At 68.1% G+C, this 18,644-nt stretch carries 20 protein-coding genes; 11 read left to right on the top strand and 9 right to left on the bottom strand.

Annotated features, from left to right (window positions below; all coding sequences use genetic code 11):
• Window positions 1–38 precede the first annotated feature (38 nt).
• The gene (gene deoC, locus ACFWO8_RS04200) at window positions 39–704 is read left to right on the top strand and encodes a deoxyribose-phosphate aldolase (protein WP_378941474.1); all 666 of its coding nucleotides are present in this window, start codon (window positions 39–41) and stop codon (window positions 702–704) included.
• Window positions 705–708: 4 nt separating this feature from the next.
• Here the strand turns inward: deoC and ACFWO8_RS04195 are convergent, their stop codons facing one another.
• Entirely contained in the window at window positions 709–1,443 is a 735-nt protein-coding gene (locus ACFWO8_RS04195) for a DUF2993 domain-containing protein (protein WP_378941469.1), read from the bottom strand.
• Window positions 1,444–1,549: 106 nt separating this feature from the next.
• Here ACFWO8_RS04195 and ACFWO8_RS04190 point away from each other — a divergent pair, with 106 nt between their 5' ends.
• Entirely contained in the window at window positions 1,550–2,158 is a 609-nt protein-coding gene (locus ACFWO8_RS04190) for a hypothetical protein (RefSeq protein WP_378941465.1), read from the top strand.
• Here the strand turns inward: ACFWO8_RS04190 and ACFWO8_RS04185 are convergent.
• The 3 genes from ACFWO8_RS04185 to ACFWO8_RS04175 form a co-directional block, all read right to left on the bottom strand.
• Window positions 2,144–2,935: a class I SAM-dependent methyltransferase gene (locus tag ACFWO8_RS04185; protein ID WP_378941461.1), complete on the bottom strand. Its 792-nt coding sequence runs from the start codon at window positions 2,933–2,935 to the stop codon at window positions 2,144–2,146. The two genes, ACFWO8_RS04190 and ACFWO8_RS04185, sit on opposite strands and share 15 nt — an antisense overlap.
• A gap of 8 nt (window positions 2,936–2,943) precedes the next feature.
• Window positions 2,944–3,471, bottom strand: coding sequence for a DUF2505 domain-containing protein (locus ACFWO8_RS04180; RefSeq protein WP_378941456.1), 528 nt, complete (start codon window positions 3,469–3,471; stop codon window positions 2,944–2,946).
• Between the two features lie 189 nt (window positions 3,472–3,660).
• Window positions 3,661–4,755, bottom strand: a complete 1,095-nt coding sequence (locus tag ACFWO8_RS04175) for a UDP-N-acetylmuramate dehydrogenase (protein WP_378943184.1) — start codon at window positions 4,753–4,755, stop codon at window positions 3,661–3,663.
• A gap of 40 nt (window positions 4,756–4,795) precedes the next feature.
• Here ACFWO8_RS04175 and ACFWO8_RS04170 point away from each other — a divergent pair, with 40 nt between their 5' ends.
• Window positions 4,796–5,284 carry a DUF2505 domain-containing protein gene (locus ACFWO8_RS04170; RefSeq protein WP_378941451.1) on the top strand — a complete coding sequence of 163 codons (489 nt, stop codon included), beginning with the start codon at window positions 4,796–4,798 and terminating at the stop codon, window positions 5,282–5,284.
• Between the two features lie 315 nt (window positions 5,285–5,599).
• Entirely contained in the window at window positions 5,600–6,799 is a 1,200-nt protein-coding gene (locus tag ACFWO8_RS04165) for an Ig-like domain-containing protein (RefSeq protein ID WP_378943179.1), read from the top strand.
• Window positions 6,800–6,826: 27 nt separating this feature from the next.
• Here ACFWO8_RS04165 and ACFWO8_RS04160 read toward each other — a convergent pair whose 3' ends face one another.
• Together ACFWO8_RS04160 and ACFWO8_RS04155 are read right to left on the bottom strand one after the other, a co-directional pair.
• Complete coding sequence (locus ACFWO8_RS04160; RefSeq protein WP_378941447.1) at window positions 6,827–8,260, bottom strand: DHA2 family efflux MFS transporter permease subunit; 1,434 nt, start codon at window positions 8,258–8,260, stop codon at window positions 6,827–6,829.
• 5 nt (window positions 8,261–8,265) lie between these two features.
• Entirely contained in the window at window positions 8,266–8,928 is a 663-nt protein-coding gene (locus tag ACFWO8_RS04155; RefSeq protein WP_378941440.1) for an NADPH-dependent FMN reductase, read from the bottom strand.
• On the opposite strand from ACFWO8_RS04155, the gene ACFWO8_RS04150 reads away from it, so the two are divergent.
• Both ACFWO8_RS04150 and ACFWO8_RS04145 read left to right on the top strand, forming a co-directional pair.
• A complete protein-coding gene (locus tag ACFWO8_RS04150) occupies window positions 8,927–9,103 on the top strand; it encodes a hypothetical protein (RefSeq protein WP_378941436.1) in 177 nt (58 codons plus the stop codon). The genes ACFWO8_RS04155 and ACFWO8_RS04150 overlap by 2 nt on opposite strands.
• A complete protein-coding gene (locus tag ACFWO8_RS04145) occupies window positions 9,100–10,458 on the top strand; it encodes an MFS transporter (RefSeq protein ID WP_378941433.1) in 1,359 nt (452 codons plus the stop codon). The genes ACFWO8_RS04150 and ACFWO8_RS04145 overlap by 4 nt, the downstream gene beginning before the upstream one ends.
• A 77-nt stretch (window positions 10,459–10,535) precedes the next feature.
• On the opposite strand, the gene mscL is transcribed toward ACFWO8_RS04145, so the two are convergent.
• Both mscL and ACFWO8_RS04135 read right to left on the bottom strand, forming a co-directional pair.
• Window positions 10,536–10,997: a large conductance mechanosensitive channel protein MscL gene (mscL, locus tag ACFWO8_RS04140; protein ID WP_378941428.1), complete on the bottom strand. Its 462-nt coding sequence runs from the start codon at window positions 10,995–10,997 to the stop codon at window positions 10,536–10,538.
• A gap of 311 nt (window positions 10,998–11,308) precedes the next feature.
• The gene (locus ACFWO8_RS04135) at window positions 11,309–12,043 is read right to left on the bottom strand and encodes an SDR family NAD(P)-dependent oxidoreductase (protein WP_378941421.1); all 735 of its coding nucleotides are present in this window, start codon (window positions 12,041–12,043) and stop codon (window positions 11,309–11,311) included.
• Window positions 12,044–12,159: 116 nt separating this feature from the next.
• Here ACFWO8_RS04135 and ACFWO8_RS04130 point away from each other — a divergent pair, with 116 nt between their 5' ends.
• Window positions 12,160–12,978, top strand: coding sequence for an alpha/beta fold hydrolase (locus tag ACFWO8_RS04130; protein WP_378941412.1), 819 nt, complete (start codon window positions 12,160–12,162; stop codon window positions 12,976–12,978).
• 119 nt (window positions 12,979–13,097) lie between these two features.
• Complete coding sequence (locus ACFWO8_RS04125; protein WP_378941404.1) at window positions 13,098–14,111, top strand: alpha/beta hydrolase; 1,014 nt, start codon at window positions 13,098–13,100, stop codon at window positions 14,109–14,111.
• A gap of 18 nt (window positions 14,112–14,129) precedes the next feature.
• Here the strand turns inward: ACFWO8_RS04125 and ACFWO8_RS04120 are convergent, their stop codons facing one another.
• On the bottom strand, window positions 14,130–15,020 hold the full coding sequence (locus tag ACFWO8_RS04120; RefSeq protein WP_378941396.1) for an alpha/beta fold hydrolase: 891 nt from the start codon (window positions 15,018–15,020) through the stop codon (window positions 14,130–14,132).
• Between the two features lie 611 nt (window positions 15,021–15,631).
• Between ACFWO8_RS04120 and ACFWO8_RS04115 the strand changes: the two genes are divergently transcribed.
• The 3 genes from ACFWO8_RS04115 (at window position 15,632) to ACFWO8_RS04105 (ending at window position 18,598) form a co-directional block, all read left to right on the top strand.
• Window positions 15,632–16,609: an alpha/beta hydrolase gene (locus ACFWO8_RS04115; RefSeq protein WP_378943175.1), complete on the top strand. Its 978-nt coding sequence runs from the start codon at window positions 15,632–15,634 to the stop codon at window positions 16,607–16,609.
• Window positions 16,610–16,748: 139 nt separating this feature from the next.
• A complete protein-coding gene (mshA, locus tag ACFWO8_RS04110) occupies window positions 16,749–18,107 on the top strand; it encodes a D-inositol-3-phosphate glycosyltransferase (protein ID WP_378943170.1) in 1,359 nt (452 codons plus the stop codon).
• Entirely contained in the window at window positions 18,104–18,598 is a 495-nt protein-coding gene (locus ACFWO8_RS04105; RefSeq protein WP_378941389.1) for a YbjN domain-containing protein, read from the top strand. Before mshA ends, ACFWO8_RS04105 begins: the two co-directional genes overlap by 4 nt.
• Window positions 18,599–18,644: the final 46 nt, after the last annotated feature.

The following is an 18,644-nucleotide window of genomic DNA, read 5'->3' as shown; positions in this document are numbered from 1 at the left end:
TCTGCCGGAGGCGGCCGCGGATGTGCCATGCTCGGGAAATGACTTCCGCGCCGCTGACCCGGGCCGCCGTGGCCGACATGATCGACCACACCCTGCTCGCCCCGGAAGCCACCCCGGCCGAGGTCGACGCGCTGATCGCGGATGCCCGCAAGCTCGGGGTCTACGCGATCTGCATCTCCCCGTCGATGCTGCCGGTGCGCGCGCCGGGGCTGGTGGTGGCCACTGTCGCGGGCTTCCCGTCCGGCAAGCACCACTCGCTGGTGAAGGGTGCCGAGGCGCGGCTGGCCGTGGAGCAGGGCGCCGCCGAGGTCGACATGGTGATCGACGTGGGAGCGGCGCTGGCCGGTGATTTCAATGCCGTGCTCGCCGACATCATCACCGCACGCGAGGCGACCCTGGATCGGGCCGTGCTCAAGGTGATCATCGAATCGGCCGCACTCACCGACGAGGCGATCGTCGGCGCGTGCCGGGCGGCCGAGCAGGCCGGTGCCGATTTCGTGAAGACCTCCACCGGCTTTCATCCGGCGGGCGGTGCGAGCGTGCACGCGGTGCGGTTGATGGCCGAGACCGTCGGCGGGCGACTCGGGGTGAAGGCCAGTGGGGGGATCCGCACCGCCGAGGACGCCGCCGCGATGATCGAGGCCGGTGCTACCCGGCTCGGGTTGTCGAAATCCGCCGCGGTGCTCGACGGCTTTCCTGAGTAGACGATCAGCAGGTGAACTCGGTCTGCTGGCCGGAGGGGGCGGCGTCCAGCGAGGTCTTGCCGCCGGAAAGGTGCACTGTCACACCGTCATCGGTGACCTTCACCTCCTGGGCGCGCAGGCCGAGCGGGTAGCTCTGCAGGCTCTGGGTGAAGGTTTCGACGATGCCCTGCACGAGGTCGGTGGGCAGGCCGATGCCGAGAAACTGCGCCGACTTGGTGTCCACCGTGACGTTGCCGTCGCGGACCAGCGGCTGCACCTCCAGCTGGGCGAGGCCGCCGAGCACATCGAGAGTCAGCACGCCGGTGCTCGCCGAGGAGCTCACGCCGCTCACCATGGTGCCGAGCGTCTCGCGGATGCCGTCGTTGTTCCAGGTCACGTCGGCGGTCGAGCTGTCGATGGTGCCGCCGCCGCGACCGCGGTCGACGAGTTCGATGTCGTTGAATTTCGCGTGCACCACCATCCCGACAGCGGGGCCGAACTTGTTGTCCTCGCTGTCGACGGTGACCGAGCCGACCTTGCCGTCCACATAGGACAGCAGGATCGGTCGCAGACCGAAGCCCACGTCGATGCCCGAGCCCATCTGCTGCTCGAACGCGCTGCTGATGCAGCGTGAGACCTTGTGCCGGGCATAGGCTTCGGTGCCGCCGATGGCCGCGACGAGAAGGACGGCGACCACGGCCAACGCGATCACCAGCGGGCGCCGACCGATTCTGGGGCGTGGGGGCTTTTGCGTGGTCATGGCATCGGATTCTTCCCGATCTTTCTGTGTCTGCTCTGAGGACGTGGTGAAAGCCTTCACAGCAAAATGTGACCTGGCACACGCGACCGGGCGTAGCCTGGGATGCATGACTGGCGAGGGCGTGCGCCGGGTGGCGGGGACAGCGGATCATCGGTGGCGGGTGCTGCGGCGCCTCGCCGGGCGGCATGCGGGCTTCTTCACCACGCGTCAGGTGCTGCGCACCGGCTGCGAATCGCAGGTCAGGGCGGCCCTGGGAGACGGGTCGGTGACCAGGGCCGGGGTCGGGATGATGCGGCTGGGGCAGTGGCGGGTGGGGCCGCTGGACGAGTACGCGATGTGGGCGGCGTGGTTCGACGGTGCCGCGGCGGCGTCGTATCAGAGTGCGGCGGAACTGCACGGGCTCGGCCGATTGCAGCCGCGGTTTCTGCATCTTTCGGTGTCGGCGGGTCGCCCGCCCGTGACGCCGCGACTGGTGCTGACCAGGCGCAAGCTCCGCGCGGCGGATGTGGAGTCGGCTGGGCCGTTTCTGGTGACGACGCCGGTGCGGACGGTCCTCGACCTGGCCGAGACCGAGATCTCGCAGTCGGCATTGGACGAGGTGGTGGCTGACGCGGTGGCGATCCACCGGTGCGATACCGACGAGATCTGGTGGGGTGGGCAGCAATTGGCGCCGCGAGCGTCGGCGCGGGTGCGGCGGGCGTTAAGCCGGGTCTGACGGGGCGACTACGTCCCAGGGGACCGACAGCACGCAGTCGCGCATTCGTCGGCGATAGGTCTGTAGCGGGAAGCCGTTGGCGCGCAACATCTGCGCGGCTGCTCGCCAGCGGATGCGCGGGCCGTACGGTGCCATGGCCGCGCAACGCTCCCAGGCTTGGTCTGCCGCGATGAGGAGAGCGTGGATACGTTCACCGGGAATGTTGCGGTGGATCAACGCTTTCGGCAGGCGCTCGGCGATGTCGGAGGGGCGGTCTACGGTGAAGGGATCCCAGGCCAGGGTCAGGGAGAGGGGGCGGTGGCGGTCGAGGAGCACCCAGGCGCAGCGGCGGCCGAGCTCGTCGCAGGTGCCGTCGACGAGGAGGCCGTCGGGGGCCAGATTGGACTGGATTCGCGCCCACGCGTCGGGGACCGCGCCCTCGGGGTATTGGCGCAAGACGTTGAACGCGCGGACGAGGGTCGGTCGCAGGCCCGCCAGTTCGAAGCCGCCACGGGCGAAGCGGACGCCGTCGCGGGGTTCGACGACGCGGGCCGGGTCGATCTCGAGGCCGACCACATCGAGGTCGGGACGGACTGTCCGCAAGCGGGCGGCCAGCTCGAAGGTGGTCCACGGGGCGGCGCCGTAGCCGAGGTCGACAACCAAGGGGGTGGGGGATTCCCGCAGGGTCTTGCTGACGAGTTCGTCGTTGACGAGCCAGCGATCGCTGCGGCGTAGACGGTTGACGCCGGTGGTGCCGCGGGTGATGGTGCCGACCGGAGGGAGGGCTTTGCGGCTCACCGGGGTTGTCAGACCGACTTGTCGGCGGTCTGGTTGTCCAGGTAGCGCAGGGTTTCTTCCTGCTCGGCGCGGAACAGATCGACCAGGTTCACCAGCATCAACTGCTCCAGGCGCGGGCCGACCATGGGGATGAAGACCTTGGCGGTGGGGGAGAAGCGCATGGTGGCGCCGGTTTCGGTGGGGAACAGGCGGATGGTGCCGGTGAGGCTGCCGGGGCCTGCGGGGATCGAGGCGGAGAACTTGCCCTCGGTCTCGTCGTGGGCGAAGGGGCCCCAGCTCTCCTTGCGGGTGATCACCATGTCTTTGCGCATGACGGTCTGGGCGATATCGGGGAGCATCTCGCGGGGCAGGGTGTGGTGCAGGACCACGTCGATGCCGTCGTCGGTGACGTCGAGGCTGACCACTTCGTTGCTGGGGGCGTACTTGCGCATTTCGGCGACGCGGGCTTCCCAGTAGTCCCTGCTCTGGAGGGCTGCGTACAGCTCTTCGGTGGTGTGCAGGGGGTAGCGAGCGGAGTAGTCCAGTCTGCGTGCCATGGCAGGACACGTTACGTGGTTGAGGTGCGGGCAGGCGTAAGAGGTGGAGATGTTGTTCGGGATCCCAACGCGATGCGCCCGACTTCGACGTGCGGCTGTCGGCGACCAGCCTGTGCCGACCGTCAATGGCTGACGGTTACCGCGCCATGGCGAGCGGTCGTCCAGGCCCGCGCTCGCAGTAAGCGCGTTCTACAGGGTGAGACCGACCGTGACCGGTTCGGGTTCCAAGGTCACGCCGAAGCGCTCCTGCACGCCCGCGCGGACCGTGCGGGCCAGGGCGACGATGTCGGATGCGGTCGCGGTGCCGCGATTGGTCAGGGCCAGGGTGTGCTTGGTCGACAGGCGCGCGGCGGCGGCTTCGCCGGGGAAGCCCTTCGCGAAACCGGCTCGTTCGATGAGCCAGCCCGCCGAGAGTTTGGTGCCATCGGGTGCGGGATAGGTGGGCACCTTGATGTCGTCGCCGACGTGCGCGGCGATCGCGGCCAGTACCCGGGGCAGCTGCTCCTCGGTGACGACCGGGTTGGTGAAGAACGAACCGGCGCTCCAAGTGTCGTGATCGGCCGGGTCGAGGACCATGCCCTTGCCCGCGCGCAGACGGAGTACTTGCGCGCGCACCTGCTCCACGGGCCTGGTCTCGCCGTCGCCCGCGCCGAGCGCCTTCGCGAGTTCGCCGTAGCGCAACGGCGCGCTCATCCCGCTCGGATCCAGCGCGAATTCGACGGCGAGGACCACGGCGTCATCGCTGTGCTTGAGCACACTGGTCCGGTAACCGAAGCCGAGTTCGGCGGGCTCGGCCCAGCGCACGTCCCCGGCCTTGCGATCGAGCAGACGCACCCGGCGCAACAGCGACGCGACCTCGACCCCGTAGGCGCCGACGTTCTGCACCGGCGTCGCACCGGCCGAACCGGGAATCCCGGACAGGCATTCCAGCCCGCCCAGTCCGGCCGCGACGGTCGCCGCGACGACCTCGTCCCAGTTCGCACCCGCCTCGGCCACCACTCCGTCGGGCCCCAGCTCGACACCGGTCGTGCCGACCCGGACGGCCACTCCGTCGAAGCCCGCGTCGTCGATGAGCAGGTTCGACCCGCCCGCCACCAGCAGGACCGCGATATCGGCCGCGTCCAGGGCCTTCACCGTGGCCACCAGGTCCTCGGTGGTCGCGCATTCGGCGAGCAGCGCGAGCCCGCCGACCCGCAGGGTCGTCAATTCGGACAAAAGCACCGAATCCCGGACCGTCGCGCCGGTATCGGCAAGCAGGTCACGCAGCTGATCGGAGGACACCACCCGTGTTGTACGCACGTTCGCAGACGGTACCGTGTCGAATATGGCTACACCTCTGGCGTTCACTGCCGGCTACACGCATTCCGTCGATGCGGTGCGCGCCGCGTACTCCGACGAGCAGTACTGGAAGGCCCGAATCGCCGAGGTCGGGGGCCCCGGGGCCCGGCTCGACGCCTTCGCCGTCGACGGCGACCAGGTCCGCGTCCAGATGGTGCAGTCCATCCCCGCCGATCAGCTCCCGCCGGCCATCACCGCCGTGCGCCCCGGTGACCTGGTCATTCCGCGCACCGAGACCTACACCGGCACCGGCGGCATCTTCGAAGCCCACGTGGACGGCGCCCCCGCGGTGGTCCGCGGCACGGTCACGATGGCTCCCGACGACGGCACCGGCTCCACCACCGCCATCAACGGCACCATCGAGGTGAAGATCCCGCTCTTCGGCGGCAAGATCGAGGCGGCCATCTCCGAGCGCCTGATCGAACTGCTCGGCAACGAGGCCACCTTCACCGAGGAGTGGCTCAACCGCCGGTAGCCTCGGCGAGCCACTGGCGTCATCGTGCAAAGCGGCTAGTTCCAGTCAGAATTCTGATTCGAACGAGGTCGATGGCACGATTTCGCCGGACTCGAGTCGGCCTGGCGCGATCCGCCTGACAAGCCGTATACGCGGCCGCGTCGATGAGCGATCGGGTAGTCGCTCGGGTCCGGTATCGGCATGGTTGGTGACCGCGCTCACGGGGTGTAGTTCGGTAGCTCGGCGTACATTCGATGCGTGAGCAAACATTCGGTAACCGGTCTGTTGCGCGCACGGGCAGCCGCGCGCCGTGGTTCGTCGGCGCAAGGGCGTGAAATGGGCGTTCGGGGCGGGCGGTCCGTGGTTGCGGTGATCTTGCTGGCCGTGCTCGTTGTGCTGACCGGGTGCACGATCGACCGGCCGGGCAAGGACGGCGAGGCGGCGGTGCCGGTCGCGCAGGTCACCATCGCGCCCGCGCCCGGCGCTACCGATGTCGACCCGGTCGCGCCCGTTTCGGTGACGGTCGCGCAGGGCACGATCGACCAGATCGCCCTCACCAACGCCAACGGCAAACAGATCACCGGTCAGCTCAGCCCCGACCGCACGAACTACAAGGTCGCCGAACCGCTCGGCTACGGCGCGTCGTACACCTGGGCCGGGACGGCCATCGGTGCCGACGCGAAACCGATCCCGATCGACGGCACCTTCACCACGATCAGCCCGCAGTCGACCATCCCGGCCACGATCAATATCGGCGACGGCCAGGAGGTCGGGATCGGGGCGCCGATCATCCTGAAGTTCGCCGGGCCGGTCACGAACAAGGCGGCCGTGGAGAAGGCGCTCACTGTCACCACCGACCAGAGCACCGAAGGATCCTGGGCTTGGCTGCCCGACGACGGTGGCTCGCGGGTGCACTGGCGTCCGAAGAACTACTGGACCCCAGGCACCACCGTGCATGTCGGCGCGAAGCTCTACGGCGTCGACCTCGGCGGCGGCGCCTACGGCGACTCCGATATCACCTCCGATTTCACCATCGGCCGCAGCCAGATCGTCATCGCCAACGCCCCGAGCCATCGCATGCAGGTGGTCCGCGACGGCGCCACGATCTTCGACTTCGCGGTCTCCTACGGCGAAGGCAACGAACCGCGCAATGTCACCCGCTCGGGCGTGCACGTCGTCACCGAGAAGTACGAGGATTTCATGATGTCGAATCCGCCGTACTACACCAATGTTCGCGAACGTTGGGCCGTCCGCATCTCCAACAACGGCGAATTCATCCACGCCAACCCCGAATCCCTCTCGGCCCAGGGTTCTTCGAACGTCACCAACGGCTGCATCAACCTCTCACCGGGCGACGCCCAGGCCTACTTCCCGACGGCGCTCTACGGCGACCCGGTCGAAGTGACCGGCACGTCGATCGAGCTCTCCCAGGCCGATGGCGACATCTACGACTGGGCCATCGACTGGGCGACGTGGCAGTCCATGTCCGCGTTGCCCACCGGATCTACGCCGGACGCTGCCGTCGTGCCGCGATAGTTCCACGGCACGACGGCTCGGCTACCGCTAGCGCCGGGGTAGCAGCAGCGCCGGAACGAGTGCCAACGCGATCATGACGGGCGCGATCAGGTAGGTGTGCTGGAACGCGTCGGCCAGGGCGGGGGCGAGTTCGGCCCGCTGATCCGCCGTCATGGCGTGCAGCGCCTGGAGTCCACCCGTCACCGGGAGCAGCGCACCCAGTGTCACCGAGGCCACCGCGGTGCCGATCGCCATCGACGTGGTGCTGATCATGTTCAGCACCGTCGACCCGACGGGCTGCTGCTCGCGGCTCAGTGGCCGGGTCGCCGTGGTCATCACCGGCATCAAGGTTCCGCCGCCACCCGCTCCCATCAGCACCATCGTGAGGCACAGCGCCCAGTACGGCGCGTCCGCGTCGAGTTGGATCGCGAACAGCACAAACCCGGTGAGCGCCACCGTGATCGACGCGGGCAGGTAGCGGCCGGGCGGAATCCGGTCGATCAATCTGCCCGCCACCTGCATCGTCGCACCCGAGGCCAGGGCGAACGGAATCCCCAAAGCGCCTGCCACCAGCGCTGACTCACCGCGCACGACCTGGAAATACAACGGCAGCAACAACATCGACCCGAAATATCCGCCCGCGAAGACCGCGAGCAGCACCGCGGAGGTGCCGGTCGTCCGGTTGCCGAGCACGCGCAGATCCAGCAGCGGCACCGAGGTGGTCAGCGAACGACGCACGAACGCGGCGATCAGACCGGCTCCAACCAGCAGCGGCACCAGCACCGCGGGTGTGGCGAACCCGGCGCTCTCACCCGCGGCGGTGACGCCGTAGATCACCAGCGCCAAGCCGGGCGACATCAGCAGCAGCCCACGCACATCCAGCGCACGTGGCGGTTCCGGCGCGTCATCGGGCACCACCCGGGCCGCCAGCATCAGCACCAGCGCGCCGAGCGGCAGATTGATGAAGAACATCCACCGCCACGACACCTCGTCGATCAGGTAGCCACCGACCACCGGGCCGAGCAGCGGGCCGACCAGGATGGCCAACCCGAGGGTGCTCATCAACTGCCCCAGCCGGTCGGGTCCGGCCGCGCGCAGCAGGATCGTCATGGCGACCGGCATCAACAGCCCGCCGCTCGCGCCCTGAATCAATCGAAAAGCGATGAGCGACTCGATGTTCCATGACAATCCGGCCAGCACCGAACCTGCCACGAACGCGCTGATCGCGATCAGATACAGCCGCTTGGCGCCGAACCGGCCGACCAGCCACGCCGAGGTCGGGACCACCGCGCCTAGGGCGAGCGAGTAGCCGGTGGCGACCCATTGGATGGTGCTCAAGCCCGCGTGGAACTCCATCGCCAGCTTGTTGATCGCCACGTTCACGATGGTCTGATCGAGCGTCGCCATGATCATGCCTGCCACCAGGACCAGGGCGATGCGCATCGGGTTGCGGGTGGTGACCGGGGCAGCGGTAGTGATCATCGCGGTCACTTCCCGTACGGGTTGGCAACGCGGGCGGCGCGCAGGGCCTCGCCCCACCAGGTGAGCTGATCGAGCATGGTCGCGGCGGCGGCGTCGGCATCGTTCGGGGCGGTGAGCTCGCCCGCCTCGTCGAATCGGCCCCACGCGTTCGGGAAGCAGATCGAGTCGCGCACGGTGACGGCGTGGAGTTCGGCGAAGACCGGGCGCAGGTGTTCCACGGCGCGCAGCCCGCCGGAGATGCCGCCGTAGGAGACGAAGCCGACCGGCTTGGCCTGCCATTCGGCGTGGTGGGTGTCGATCAGGTTCTTCAGCGAGCCGGGGTAGCTGTGGTTGTACTCGGGTGTCACCACGACGAACGCGTCGGCGCGCGCGAGCTTGTCGGTGGCCTCGGTGAGGGAGGGGTGGTCGCTCGCGGCGCCGAACGCGCGCGGCAGTTCGATGCTCGCGGTGTCGACGACATCGACGAAGATCGCGTCGCGCAGTGCCGCCTGCCGGACGAACCAGTGCGCGATCGTCGGACCGAAGCGCCCTTCCCTGGTGCTGCCGATGACGACCGCGAGCCGCAGCGGGCTGTTGGGCGTACCCGAGCCTTCGCTCCGGCCGTGCGCGGAGGACCGCTGCGCGTCTGCGTTGTCTGCGGTTCGGACGTGGTCAACCGTGGCGCTCATGACGTTCCTGTTCGTCGGTGACGGCCCCTCGGCCGCCGCTGCGCTCTACCGTCCTACCTCAACTGTCCTCGAGGTCAAGCCGAAGGAAATTTCGGTGGTGCGGGAATACTCTCCGCCTTATGCTGGTTATTGCATTCATACGCAGATAAGCAGTCTTGAAAGGGCAGTTCCATGACCACCTCACTGTTCGCCCACCGCGACTATCGACTGCTGTTCACCGCCCAGGTCGCGGCTCTGTTCGGCACCGGACTCACCACCGTGGCCCTCGGTCTGCTCGCCTACGAACTGGCGGGCGGGAACGCGGCCATCGTGCTCAGTACCGCGTTGACGCTGAAGATGGTCGCCTACGTGACCGTCGCGCCGATCGCGGGCGCCTACGCGGGCCGACTGCCGCGCAGGCAATTCCTGATGGCGCTCAACGGTATTCGTGGCGCGATCGTGCTGGCTCTGCCCTTCGTCGACCAGATCTGGCAGATCTACGTGCTCATCACCCTGCTGCAGATCGCCTCGGCCGCCTATACCCCCACCTACCAGGCGGTGCTGCCCGACATCCTGCCCGACGAACGCGACTACACGAAGGCGCTGTCGGCCGCTCAGCTCGCGGCGACGATGGAAACGCTGCTCAGCCCGATGCTGGCGGCGCTGGCCCTGAGCTTGATCAGTTTCCACTGGCTGTTCGTCGGCACCGGCGTCGGCTTCGCGGTGTCGGTCGCCCTGGTGCTGGCCGCGCGCATTCCGAACGCGGTCGTCGGCGATGGCGCGATCAAGGAACGGCTCGTTGCCGGGCTGCGACTGTTCGCGGCGACTCCGCGGCTGCGTGGACTGCTCGGATTGAACCTGGTGGTCGCCGCCGCGGGCTCGGTGGTGATGGTCAACACCGTGAACTACGCGCGGGATGTGCTGGGCGGCAATCAGTCCGGCGTCGCGCTACTGCTGGCGGCGAACGGCCTCGGCACCATGTTCATCGCCCTCACCCTGCCCCGGATCCTGGACCGCCGCGGCGAGCGCCCGGTCATGCTCACCGGCGCCGCTGTGCTCCTCGCCGGCCTCACCGCCGCACTCGTCCTGTCGACCATGCCGACCGGCGAGTGGCACTGGCCCGCCGCCCTCACCACCTGGGCCACCATCGGCGCGGGCACTGCCCTGATCCTCACCCCCACCGGCCGTGTCCTGCGCCGCTCCGCCCGCGCCCAGGACCGCCCCGCCCTGTTCGCGGCACAGTTCTCCCTGTCTCACCTCGCCTGGCTGATCACCTACCCGATCACCGGCTGGCTGGCCACCACCGCGGGCTTCACCGCCACCTGGGCAACCCTCGCCGTGATCGCCGCCCTCGGCGCCACCGCGGCGATCCGGCTGTGGCCCCGCCACGACCCGGCCGAGATCACCCACGTCCACGAACTCGGCTCGGTCGACCCGGCGATCCTGGTCGACGCGATCCAGATCGGCCCCCGCCACTTCCAGCACACCCACTCCTACGTCATCGACGCCGACCATCCCCGCTGGCCGGCCAAGACCCCGGCATTCGCGTGAACCGCTCCGGATAACGACGAACCCCCGACCATGCCGGTCGGGGGTTCGTCGTGACGTCGATCAGCCGGATCGGGCGACTACGCCTCGACGGACTGGCTCGCGCGTTCCTTGCTCAGCTCGACGGTCTCGTCGGTGGTCAGACCCTGCTGCTTGGCCAGCAGATCGCGGATCTCGATGAGCAGCTCGGTCTCGGTGGGCTCGGCGTCCTTGGTGGTGCCGAACTTGTTCTTCAGCGACTTCATCGGCAGCATCAGCACGAAGTACAGGACCGCGGCGACCATGAAGAAGTCGATGAACGCGGTGATGATCGGGCCGAACGCGATGAACGTCGCCGGCTTGCCTGCGATCAGCTGGACACCGAGGCCGAGCTCATTGGTCGAGCCGAACACCGCGAGCAGCGGGTTGATGAGCCCCTTGCTGAACGCGGTGACCACCGCGGTGAACGCGGTACCCATCACGACCGCGACCGCGAGGTCGATGACGTTCCCGCGCATCAGGAAATCTTTGAACCCACTGAAAACGGACTTGATACCGAGCATCGAACTTCTACTCCTATGACTGGCTAACGGCAAACGGCGATGTTAACGGCCGGTCGCTCGGCACGGCGAATTCACGGCAACGCCCGAGCGACTCGCTCCCAGTATCAATACCCGCTACCGACCCCGCCACCCGAACGGCGATCGATCCTGGATCTGCCTACGGCGCCCGCGAATTGGCCCCCGGCTCGGCTTCGTGGGTGATCGACGCGCCTGGATAGCTCGAACGAACATAGTGACGAGGTTCACGTTTAGGGGGCGGTAGCGGTCCAGAACTGGGGAAACGGCTCGAGTGGAGCCAACTGCCGACGGAGTCAGGAGCGGCGGGCGAAGGAGCCGGGGCCTGCCTGGTCGCGGGGTTTGACGACGATGGTGTCGAGGTTGACGTGGGGTGGGCGGCTGGCTACGAAGCCGACGATCTCGGCGATGTCCTGGGCGAAGAGGGGGTCGATGCCTTCGTAGACCTTGGCGGCGCGGTCGGCGTCGCCGTCGAAGCGGACCAGGGAGAACTCGGTTTCCACGGCGCCGGGGGCGAGCTCGGTGAGGCGGACCGGCTGGCCGAGGAGTTCGCCGCGCAGGGTGCGGTGGGCGACAGCCTGGGCGTGCTTGGCGGAGGTGTAGCCGGAGCCGTTGTCGTAGGTGTGCAGGGCGGCGATGGAGGTGATGGTGACGATCAGGCCGTCGCCGGACGCGATCAGTTTCGGCAGCAGTGCCTTGGTGACGCGCAGGGTGCCGATGACATTGGTCTCCCACATCCAGCGCCAGTCGTCCAGGTCGGCGTCGATGACCGGGGCCAGGCCCTTCGCGCCGCCCGCGTTGTTGACCAGCACGTCGACGTGGTCGATCGCGTCGGTGAAGGCGCGCACCGATTCCTCGGAGGTAACGTCGAGTTCGATCGCGGTGCCGCCGATCTCGGCGGCGAGGCGCTGCACCCGGTCGAACCGGCGGGCACCCACATAGACGTGATAGCCCTGCTTGGCCAGCTCCCGGGCGGTGGCTTCACCGATTCCCGAGCTGGCTCCGGTAACGACGGCGGTGCGAATGCTCATGTTTGTCGATCTTATTCGCCCGGTATTTCCGGTCGCCATGGCTCCGATCACGGTGACGCTAGGGGGCCATGCGCAGCCGAGGAACGCTTCGCGACTGCGCCGATTAGCCTGTCGGTATGGCTATTCGCGATGCTGTCAGTGCCGATGGAACGAGGATCGTCTACCGGGTGAGCGGTTCCGGTAGGCCGCTGGTGCTCCTGCACGGGTGGGCCGGGAATCTGCGGTGCTGGGGTGCGGCCGCGGATGATCTGGCGCAGCGGTATCGGGTGATCGCGGTCGACCTGCGCGGGCACGGGTACTCCGACGATCCCGGCGCCGGTTATGACGACCCCAAGGCGTGGGCGGGCGATGTGGCCGCGGTGCTGGCCGCCGAGGGTGTCGACGCCGGGGCGGTGCTGCTCGGGTGGTCCTATGGCGGGATCGTCGCCACCGACTACCTCGCCACCTACGGCACCTCGGCGGTCGCGGGCGTCGTCTACTGCGGTGCGCCCGCGCATATCGGCCGCGATGTGCCCGGTGCGGCGCCCGGGCCCGCGATGGAGAAAGCGATTCCGGGCGTGTTCGACGAGGCTGCCGGGCGGGCGGTGCGCGCGTTCGCGGTGTTCGGCAATGCCAATACCGGGCCCGGTGAGGACAAGGGTGTCGATGCGCAGCGGCTGTTCGGCGGCAGTCTGGCGACCCCGCCCTCGGTACGCAAGGCGCTGTTCTACCGCACGATCGACAACACCGAAACCCTTCGTGCCCTGGATGTTCCGGTTCTCGTGCTGCACGGCACCGATGACCCGGTGGTCCCGGCGGCCAATGGTCAATACATCCTCGACAATGCCCCTGACGCCCGCGGTTCGTTCTGGGAAGGCGCTCAGCACGGCCTGTTCATCGAGGACCGCCCGCGCTTCCTTGCCGAGGTCAGCGCGTTTATCGACGCGTTGGAGTGAGGTCGGCGCACCCTCGTTTGCTCTGAATCGGTAATGTTTCAGAAACATGTCCGGGTCAGGTGAGTGCGACCTACTCTGAGTCGACGGCCTTGTCCTGCGGCCGGGCATGGAGGTGGCGCATGAGCGTCTTGACGCGATGTGTGCTGGTTCTCGTGGCGGGCTTGGCGTGCGCCACCCCGGTTGCCGGAGCGAGCCCGGCCGCCGACGCCGCGCGGCTCATTTCCGTCGCGCCCGGTCCCGGCCGGGTCGTCGAGCTGGTGGTGCACTCGGCCGCCATGGCGAAATCGGTGACCGTCGCGGTGCTGCCCGCGCCCGATCGCTCGGCGAACGCGCCAGTTCTGTACCTGCTCAACGGCGTCGATGGTGGCGCGGGCCCCACCGGTGACTGGCGCGACGGCGGCAACTGGCTCACCCGCACCGATGCCGACCCCTTCTTCGCCGGCAAGCAGGTCACCGTCGTGATGCCGATCGGCGGCGCGGGTAGCTACTACGCCGACTGGCGGGCCGACGACCCCGTCCTCGGCCGCCAGCGCTGGACCACCTTCCTCACCCGCGAGCTACCCCGCGTCATCGACGCCGAATTCCACGGCAGCGGCGCCAATGCCATTGCGGGCGTGTCGATGGCGGGCACCGCGGCCTTTCAACTGGCGCTCGCGGCACCCCAGCTCTACAAAGCTGTCGGTTCCTACAGTGGCTGCGTCTCCACCAGCGGTCCGCAGGGCCACGCCATCGTCAACACCGTCGTCTCCGGCCAGAACGGTGACCCGGTGAACATGTGGGGACAACCCAGCGACCCGCTCTGGGCCGCCAACGACCCCTTTCTGCACGCGGAACGCCTGCGCGGCCTGGTCATTTACGTTTCCTCCGGCACCGGACTGCCCGGCTCGCTCGACACTGTGAACGGGCCTGGGCTGCACGGTGATTCGATGAAACTGCTGGACCAGCTGATCATCGGCGGCGCCCTTGACGCGGTTACCGCCCTGTGTACCCAGCAACTCGGCACCCGCTTGCGCGACCTGGATATTCCCGCCACGGTCGACCTGCGCCCCAACGGAACTCACTCCTGGGGCTACTGGAACGACGACCTGCATCGCTCCTGGCCGCCCTTCGCCCGAGCTCTCGGCGTGGGCTGACAGCCTGGTCGGAACGGGTCAGCGGACGGTCGAGTCCAAGAACCCGGTGAGCGGGGGCAGCAGCAGATCGGCCCGGTACACAACGTCGTAATGAGTAGTGCCAGGGGCGATCTCGAGCCGAGCTTGCCCCGCTTTGTCGGCATTGATCAAAGAGACCATCTCGACGGCGTGCTCCCGGGACAGCGCATCGGATTCGGCCGCGAGGACCAGCGTCGGCGCCTGGATCCGGGCCAGCTGCCCGGTCCAGTCGTAGTCCTGGGTCAGTAGCTGCCGGGTCTTGGTGACCAGCCCGGTCCAGCCTGCCGGGTCGGGTGCGGCGCTGGTGTAGAGCGGATACATCGGGCTCTCGCGCAGGGCGTCGGGGTTCATGGCGGCCATGCCCGCACGGGTCTCGGGCAGCCAGCCGTTGAAGCGGAACGGGGCGGACGAGATGACCAGCTGGTCGACCAGATCCGGTGTGCGGGTAGCGAGTTGCAACGCCACCCCACCGCCGAGGGAGTAGCCGAGGACATCGGTTCGGCCGAGCCTCAGGTGGGTGATCAACGCCGCGACATCGTCGGCCATGGCCTCGTAGGTCATCGCGCGGTCTCTATCGGGGGTGTGGCCGTGCGCCTGGAGTTCGACGGCGATCACCTGACGAGTCTTGGACAGCTCGGGAATCAGTGCGCCGAAGGTGGATTCGGCACCCGACAGGCCGCCGTGCAACAGGATCAGCGGCTGTCCGGTGCCGTGGATCTCGTAGTAGGTCTTGCCGCCGTTGACCTCGGCGTAGCGGCCTTTGCCGTCGGCGGAGGCCTGATCGGCCGCGGCCGACCTGACCTCCGACGTAGCAGCGCCGGAGGTTGTCTCGTTGTTTCCGCATCCGCTGACCAGTAGGGCGGACATGGCCACAGCTGTCAACGCGATCACGGACCGGGAGCGAGTGTACATTCTGGGGTTCTCCGATGCTCGAAGTGCTTGGGGGACAAGCGAGTTGGTAGCGCAGGTCGGTCACGTCGCCGCGTTCGGCATGCTCACTGGGGAAGACGGTGGCTCGCGCCGGGATTCATCGCCGCGCCGACTGTGACGCGCGTCTCCTCGTGCTTGCTGCCTCAGGTCTTGGGCAGGCGGTCGCGCTGGGAGGCCCCGTGTCGGACGCTCGTCTATGGCTTCGTGCCGATTGTGGCGATTCCCTTTGTGAAAAAATTCGCAGGCGGGTTGCGTCATTGTTCGCAATTCGGCGCGTCGACAGTGGGGTCCAATTGGTCTACATGTGCCGACGGAGTATGCCGGTTGTTCGCGTTGGCATGGCTCGACTCGTTGGTGTATTTGCCCAGGTAGGAGCCATGGCGTGATTGGTATGCGGCGCTGATGTGATTGTGCTGTGATTGCTCCGGAGAACTACTTGGGCCGCGCGTACAGAATTCGGGAAATCTTCTGGGAATCGTCACATACTTCCGCTGAATTCGTGTGTAGCGTTCTGGAATGTCGTTGGATCGTATGTGGAGAAGAGGATTCGGCGTCGAGAACGGAGTTCGATGATGTTTGGTCGGGCAGTGGGCGCACGGGTTGCGGTGGCCGTGCTGGGCTTGTTGGCCGGTGTCGTGGTCGGGGTGCCCGCGGGTGCCGAGCCGGGCGCGGCGCGGATCGAGGATCAGCGGGTCGAGCCCGATCGCACCATCGACGTGGGCGTGTACTCACCGGCGATGGACATCGTCACCCGGGTGCGGGTGTTGCGGGCCGCGGATCCGAACGAGCCGGCGCCGACGCTGTATCTGCTCAACGGGGTCGGCGGGGGTAGCGACGGTAACTGGCTGGATCGCACCGACGTGGTCGAGTTCTTCAAGGGCAAACAGGTCAATGTGGTGATCCCGTTCGGCGGGGCCGGAAGCTATTTCGCGGACTGGCGGACCGACGACCCGGTGCTCGGCAAGCAGCGGTGGACCACCTTCCTCACCAAAGAGCTACCGCCCGTGATCGACGAGGAGTTCGACGGCACCGGCGCCAACGCCATCGCGGGCCTGTCGATGGCCGGGACCTCGGTGTTCCAGCTCGCGTTGTCGGAACCGGGGCTGTACCGGGCGATCGGTTCCTACAGCGGGTGCGTGCGCACGAGTGATCCACGCGGACAAGCGATTGTGCGGACCGTGGTGGGCAGCAGGCTCGGCAACGCGGCCAATATGTGGGGCCCGCCCACCGATCCCGCGTGGTCGGCCAACGACCCCTACCTGCACGCGGAAGCGCTGCGCGGCACCGACGTCTACATCTCCTCCGGGACCGGCATTCCCGGCCCGCACGACAACATCGGCGCCCGGATGGACCCGATGCAGTTGCTGTTCGGCGCCGGGCTCGAGGCCGTCACGAATCTGTGCACCCGGCAGCTGCGCGACCGACTGCAGTCGCTCGGCATCCCCGCGACGGTGGACCTGCGTCCCAACGGCACCCATTCGTGGGGCTACTGGGAGCAGGACATGCACAAATCGTGGCCCGTGTTCGAGGCAGCGCTGCACCGAGAGTGACGGCCGAAATCCGCTCGCGCTCCGGCGCCGGATCGGGCAGGCTCGACCGCGACGAGTACGTGAACTCACACGCGTTTGCGCTGTGACAGCCGTCACCGAACCCGGTAGGGGCAACGGTGGCGGCGTCGCGGCGTGCACACTGGAGGGTGTGAGCCAGCGTCGTCCCGATCTTTTGCCCCATCGCATCGCGGTGTTATCGGTGCATACCTCACCGCTGGCGCAGCCCGGCACCGGTGACGCGGGCGGGATGAACGTCTACGTGCTGCACACCGCGCTCGAGCTGGCCAAACGGGGCACCGAGGTGGAGATCTTCACCCGCGCGACCTCGTCGGAGCTGCCGCCGGTCGCCGAGGCCGGACCCGGCGTGATCGTGCGCCACGTGGTTGCCGGGCCGTTCGAGGGACTCGACAAGCAGGAGCTGCCCACCCAGCTGTGTCCGTTCACCGCCGAGGTGCTGCGGCAGGAAGCGCGGCACCTGCCCGGCCACTACGACCTCGTGCACTCGCACTACTGGCTCTCCGGCCAGGTCGGCTGGCTCGCGCGCGACCGCTGGCGGGTGCCACTGGTGCACACCGCGCACACCCTCGCCGCGGTGAAGAACGCCGCGCTCGCCGAGGGTGACACCCCCGAACCCGAGACCAGGGTGATCGGCGAGAAGCAGGTGATCGCCGAGTCCGACCGGCTCGTCGCCAACACCGGTGACGAAGCCCGTCAGCTCGTCGACCTCTACGGCGCCTCGCCCGACCGCATCGACGTGGTGCCGCCCGGTGCCGACCTGACCCGCTACCGGCCCGGCGACAAGCTCGCCGCGCGCACCGAACTCGGTCTGCGCGCCGACGAGCAGATCGTCGCGTTCATCGGCCGGATCCAGCCGCTCAAGGCCCCCGATGTGCTCGTCCGGGCCGCGGCCGAGCTCCTGAGCCGCGATCCGAGCCGCAAGCTGCGCGTGCTGATCGTGGGCGGACCGTCCGGTACCGGACTGGCCAGGCCCGACGCGCTGATCGAACTGGCCGCCGACCTCGGCATCGCCGAGCGGGTCACGTTCCTGCCGCCGCAGCCCGCCGACAAACTCGTGCAGGTGTACCGCGCGGCCGATGTGGTGGCCGTGCCCAGCTACAACGAATCCTTCGGCCTGGTCGCCATCGAGGCGCAGGCCAGCGGCACTCCGGTGCTTGCCGCCGACGTCGGCGGTCTCGGCACCGCGGTCCGTAACCACGAATCCGGCCTGCTGGTGCCGGGGCATCGCACACCCGACTGGGCCGACGCGCTGGCCGCCCTGCTCGACGACCCCGACCGGCTGACCCGCATGGGCACCACCGCCGTCGAGCACGCGAGCCGGTTCTCCTGGGCGCACACCGCCGACGGCCTGCTCGACAGCTACGCTGCCGCGATGGCCGGATTCCGCGCCGAACGCGGTCCGATCGCCCTGCACGCGGGCGAGACCAGGCAGGCCAGATCGCGGGCGCTGATGCGGCGCCGGACGGGAGTGCGCAGGTGAGCGCCGTTTCACAGGTTATCGACGACACACTGCGCGATCGCGAGATCGAATACACCCGCCACGGTGACGACACGTTCATCGTGGTGCTGCCGGGTGAGCGCAAGCTGAAGACCTCGGTGATGCTGACCGTGGGCAAGCACGGGGTTCGCATCGAGTCGTTCGTGTGCCGCAAGCCCGACGAGAACTTCGAAGGCGTCTACAAATACCTGCTGCGCCGCAACCGCCGCCTCTACGGGGTGGCCTACACCCTCGACAATGTCGGCGACATCTACCTGGTCGGCCGCATGTCCACCGAGTCGGTCACCGCCGACGAACTCGACCGGATCTTCGGCCAGACCCTCGAAGCGGTCGACGCCGACTTCAACATCCTGCTCGAGCTCGGGTTCGCCGAATCCATTCGCAAGGAATGGAAGTGGCGGGTCTCGCGCGGTGAGTCGCTGCAGAACCTGCGCGCCTTCGAGCACATCATCGACGACGCCGACAAGGTCTGAGAACAACGATGCCGGGCAGGAGAGTTCCTGCCCGGCATCATTTTTC

The sequence above is a fragment of the Nocardia sp. NPDC058480 genome, from assembly GCF_042720495.1.
GTDB lineage: Bacteria > Actinomycetota > Actinomycetes > Mycobacteriales > Mycobacteriaceae > Nocardia.
Note: the sequence above shows the minus strand (reverse complement) of the source record. Positions and strands in the feature narration are given on the sequence as shown.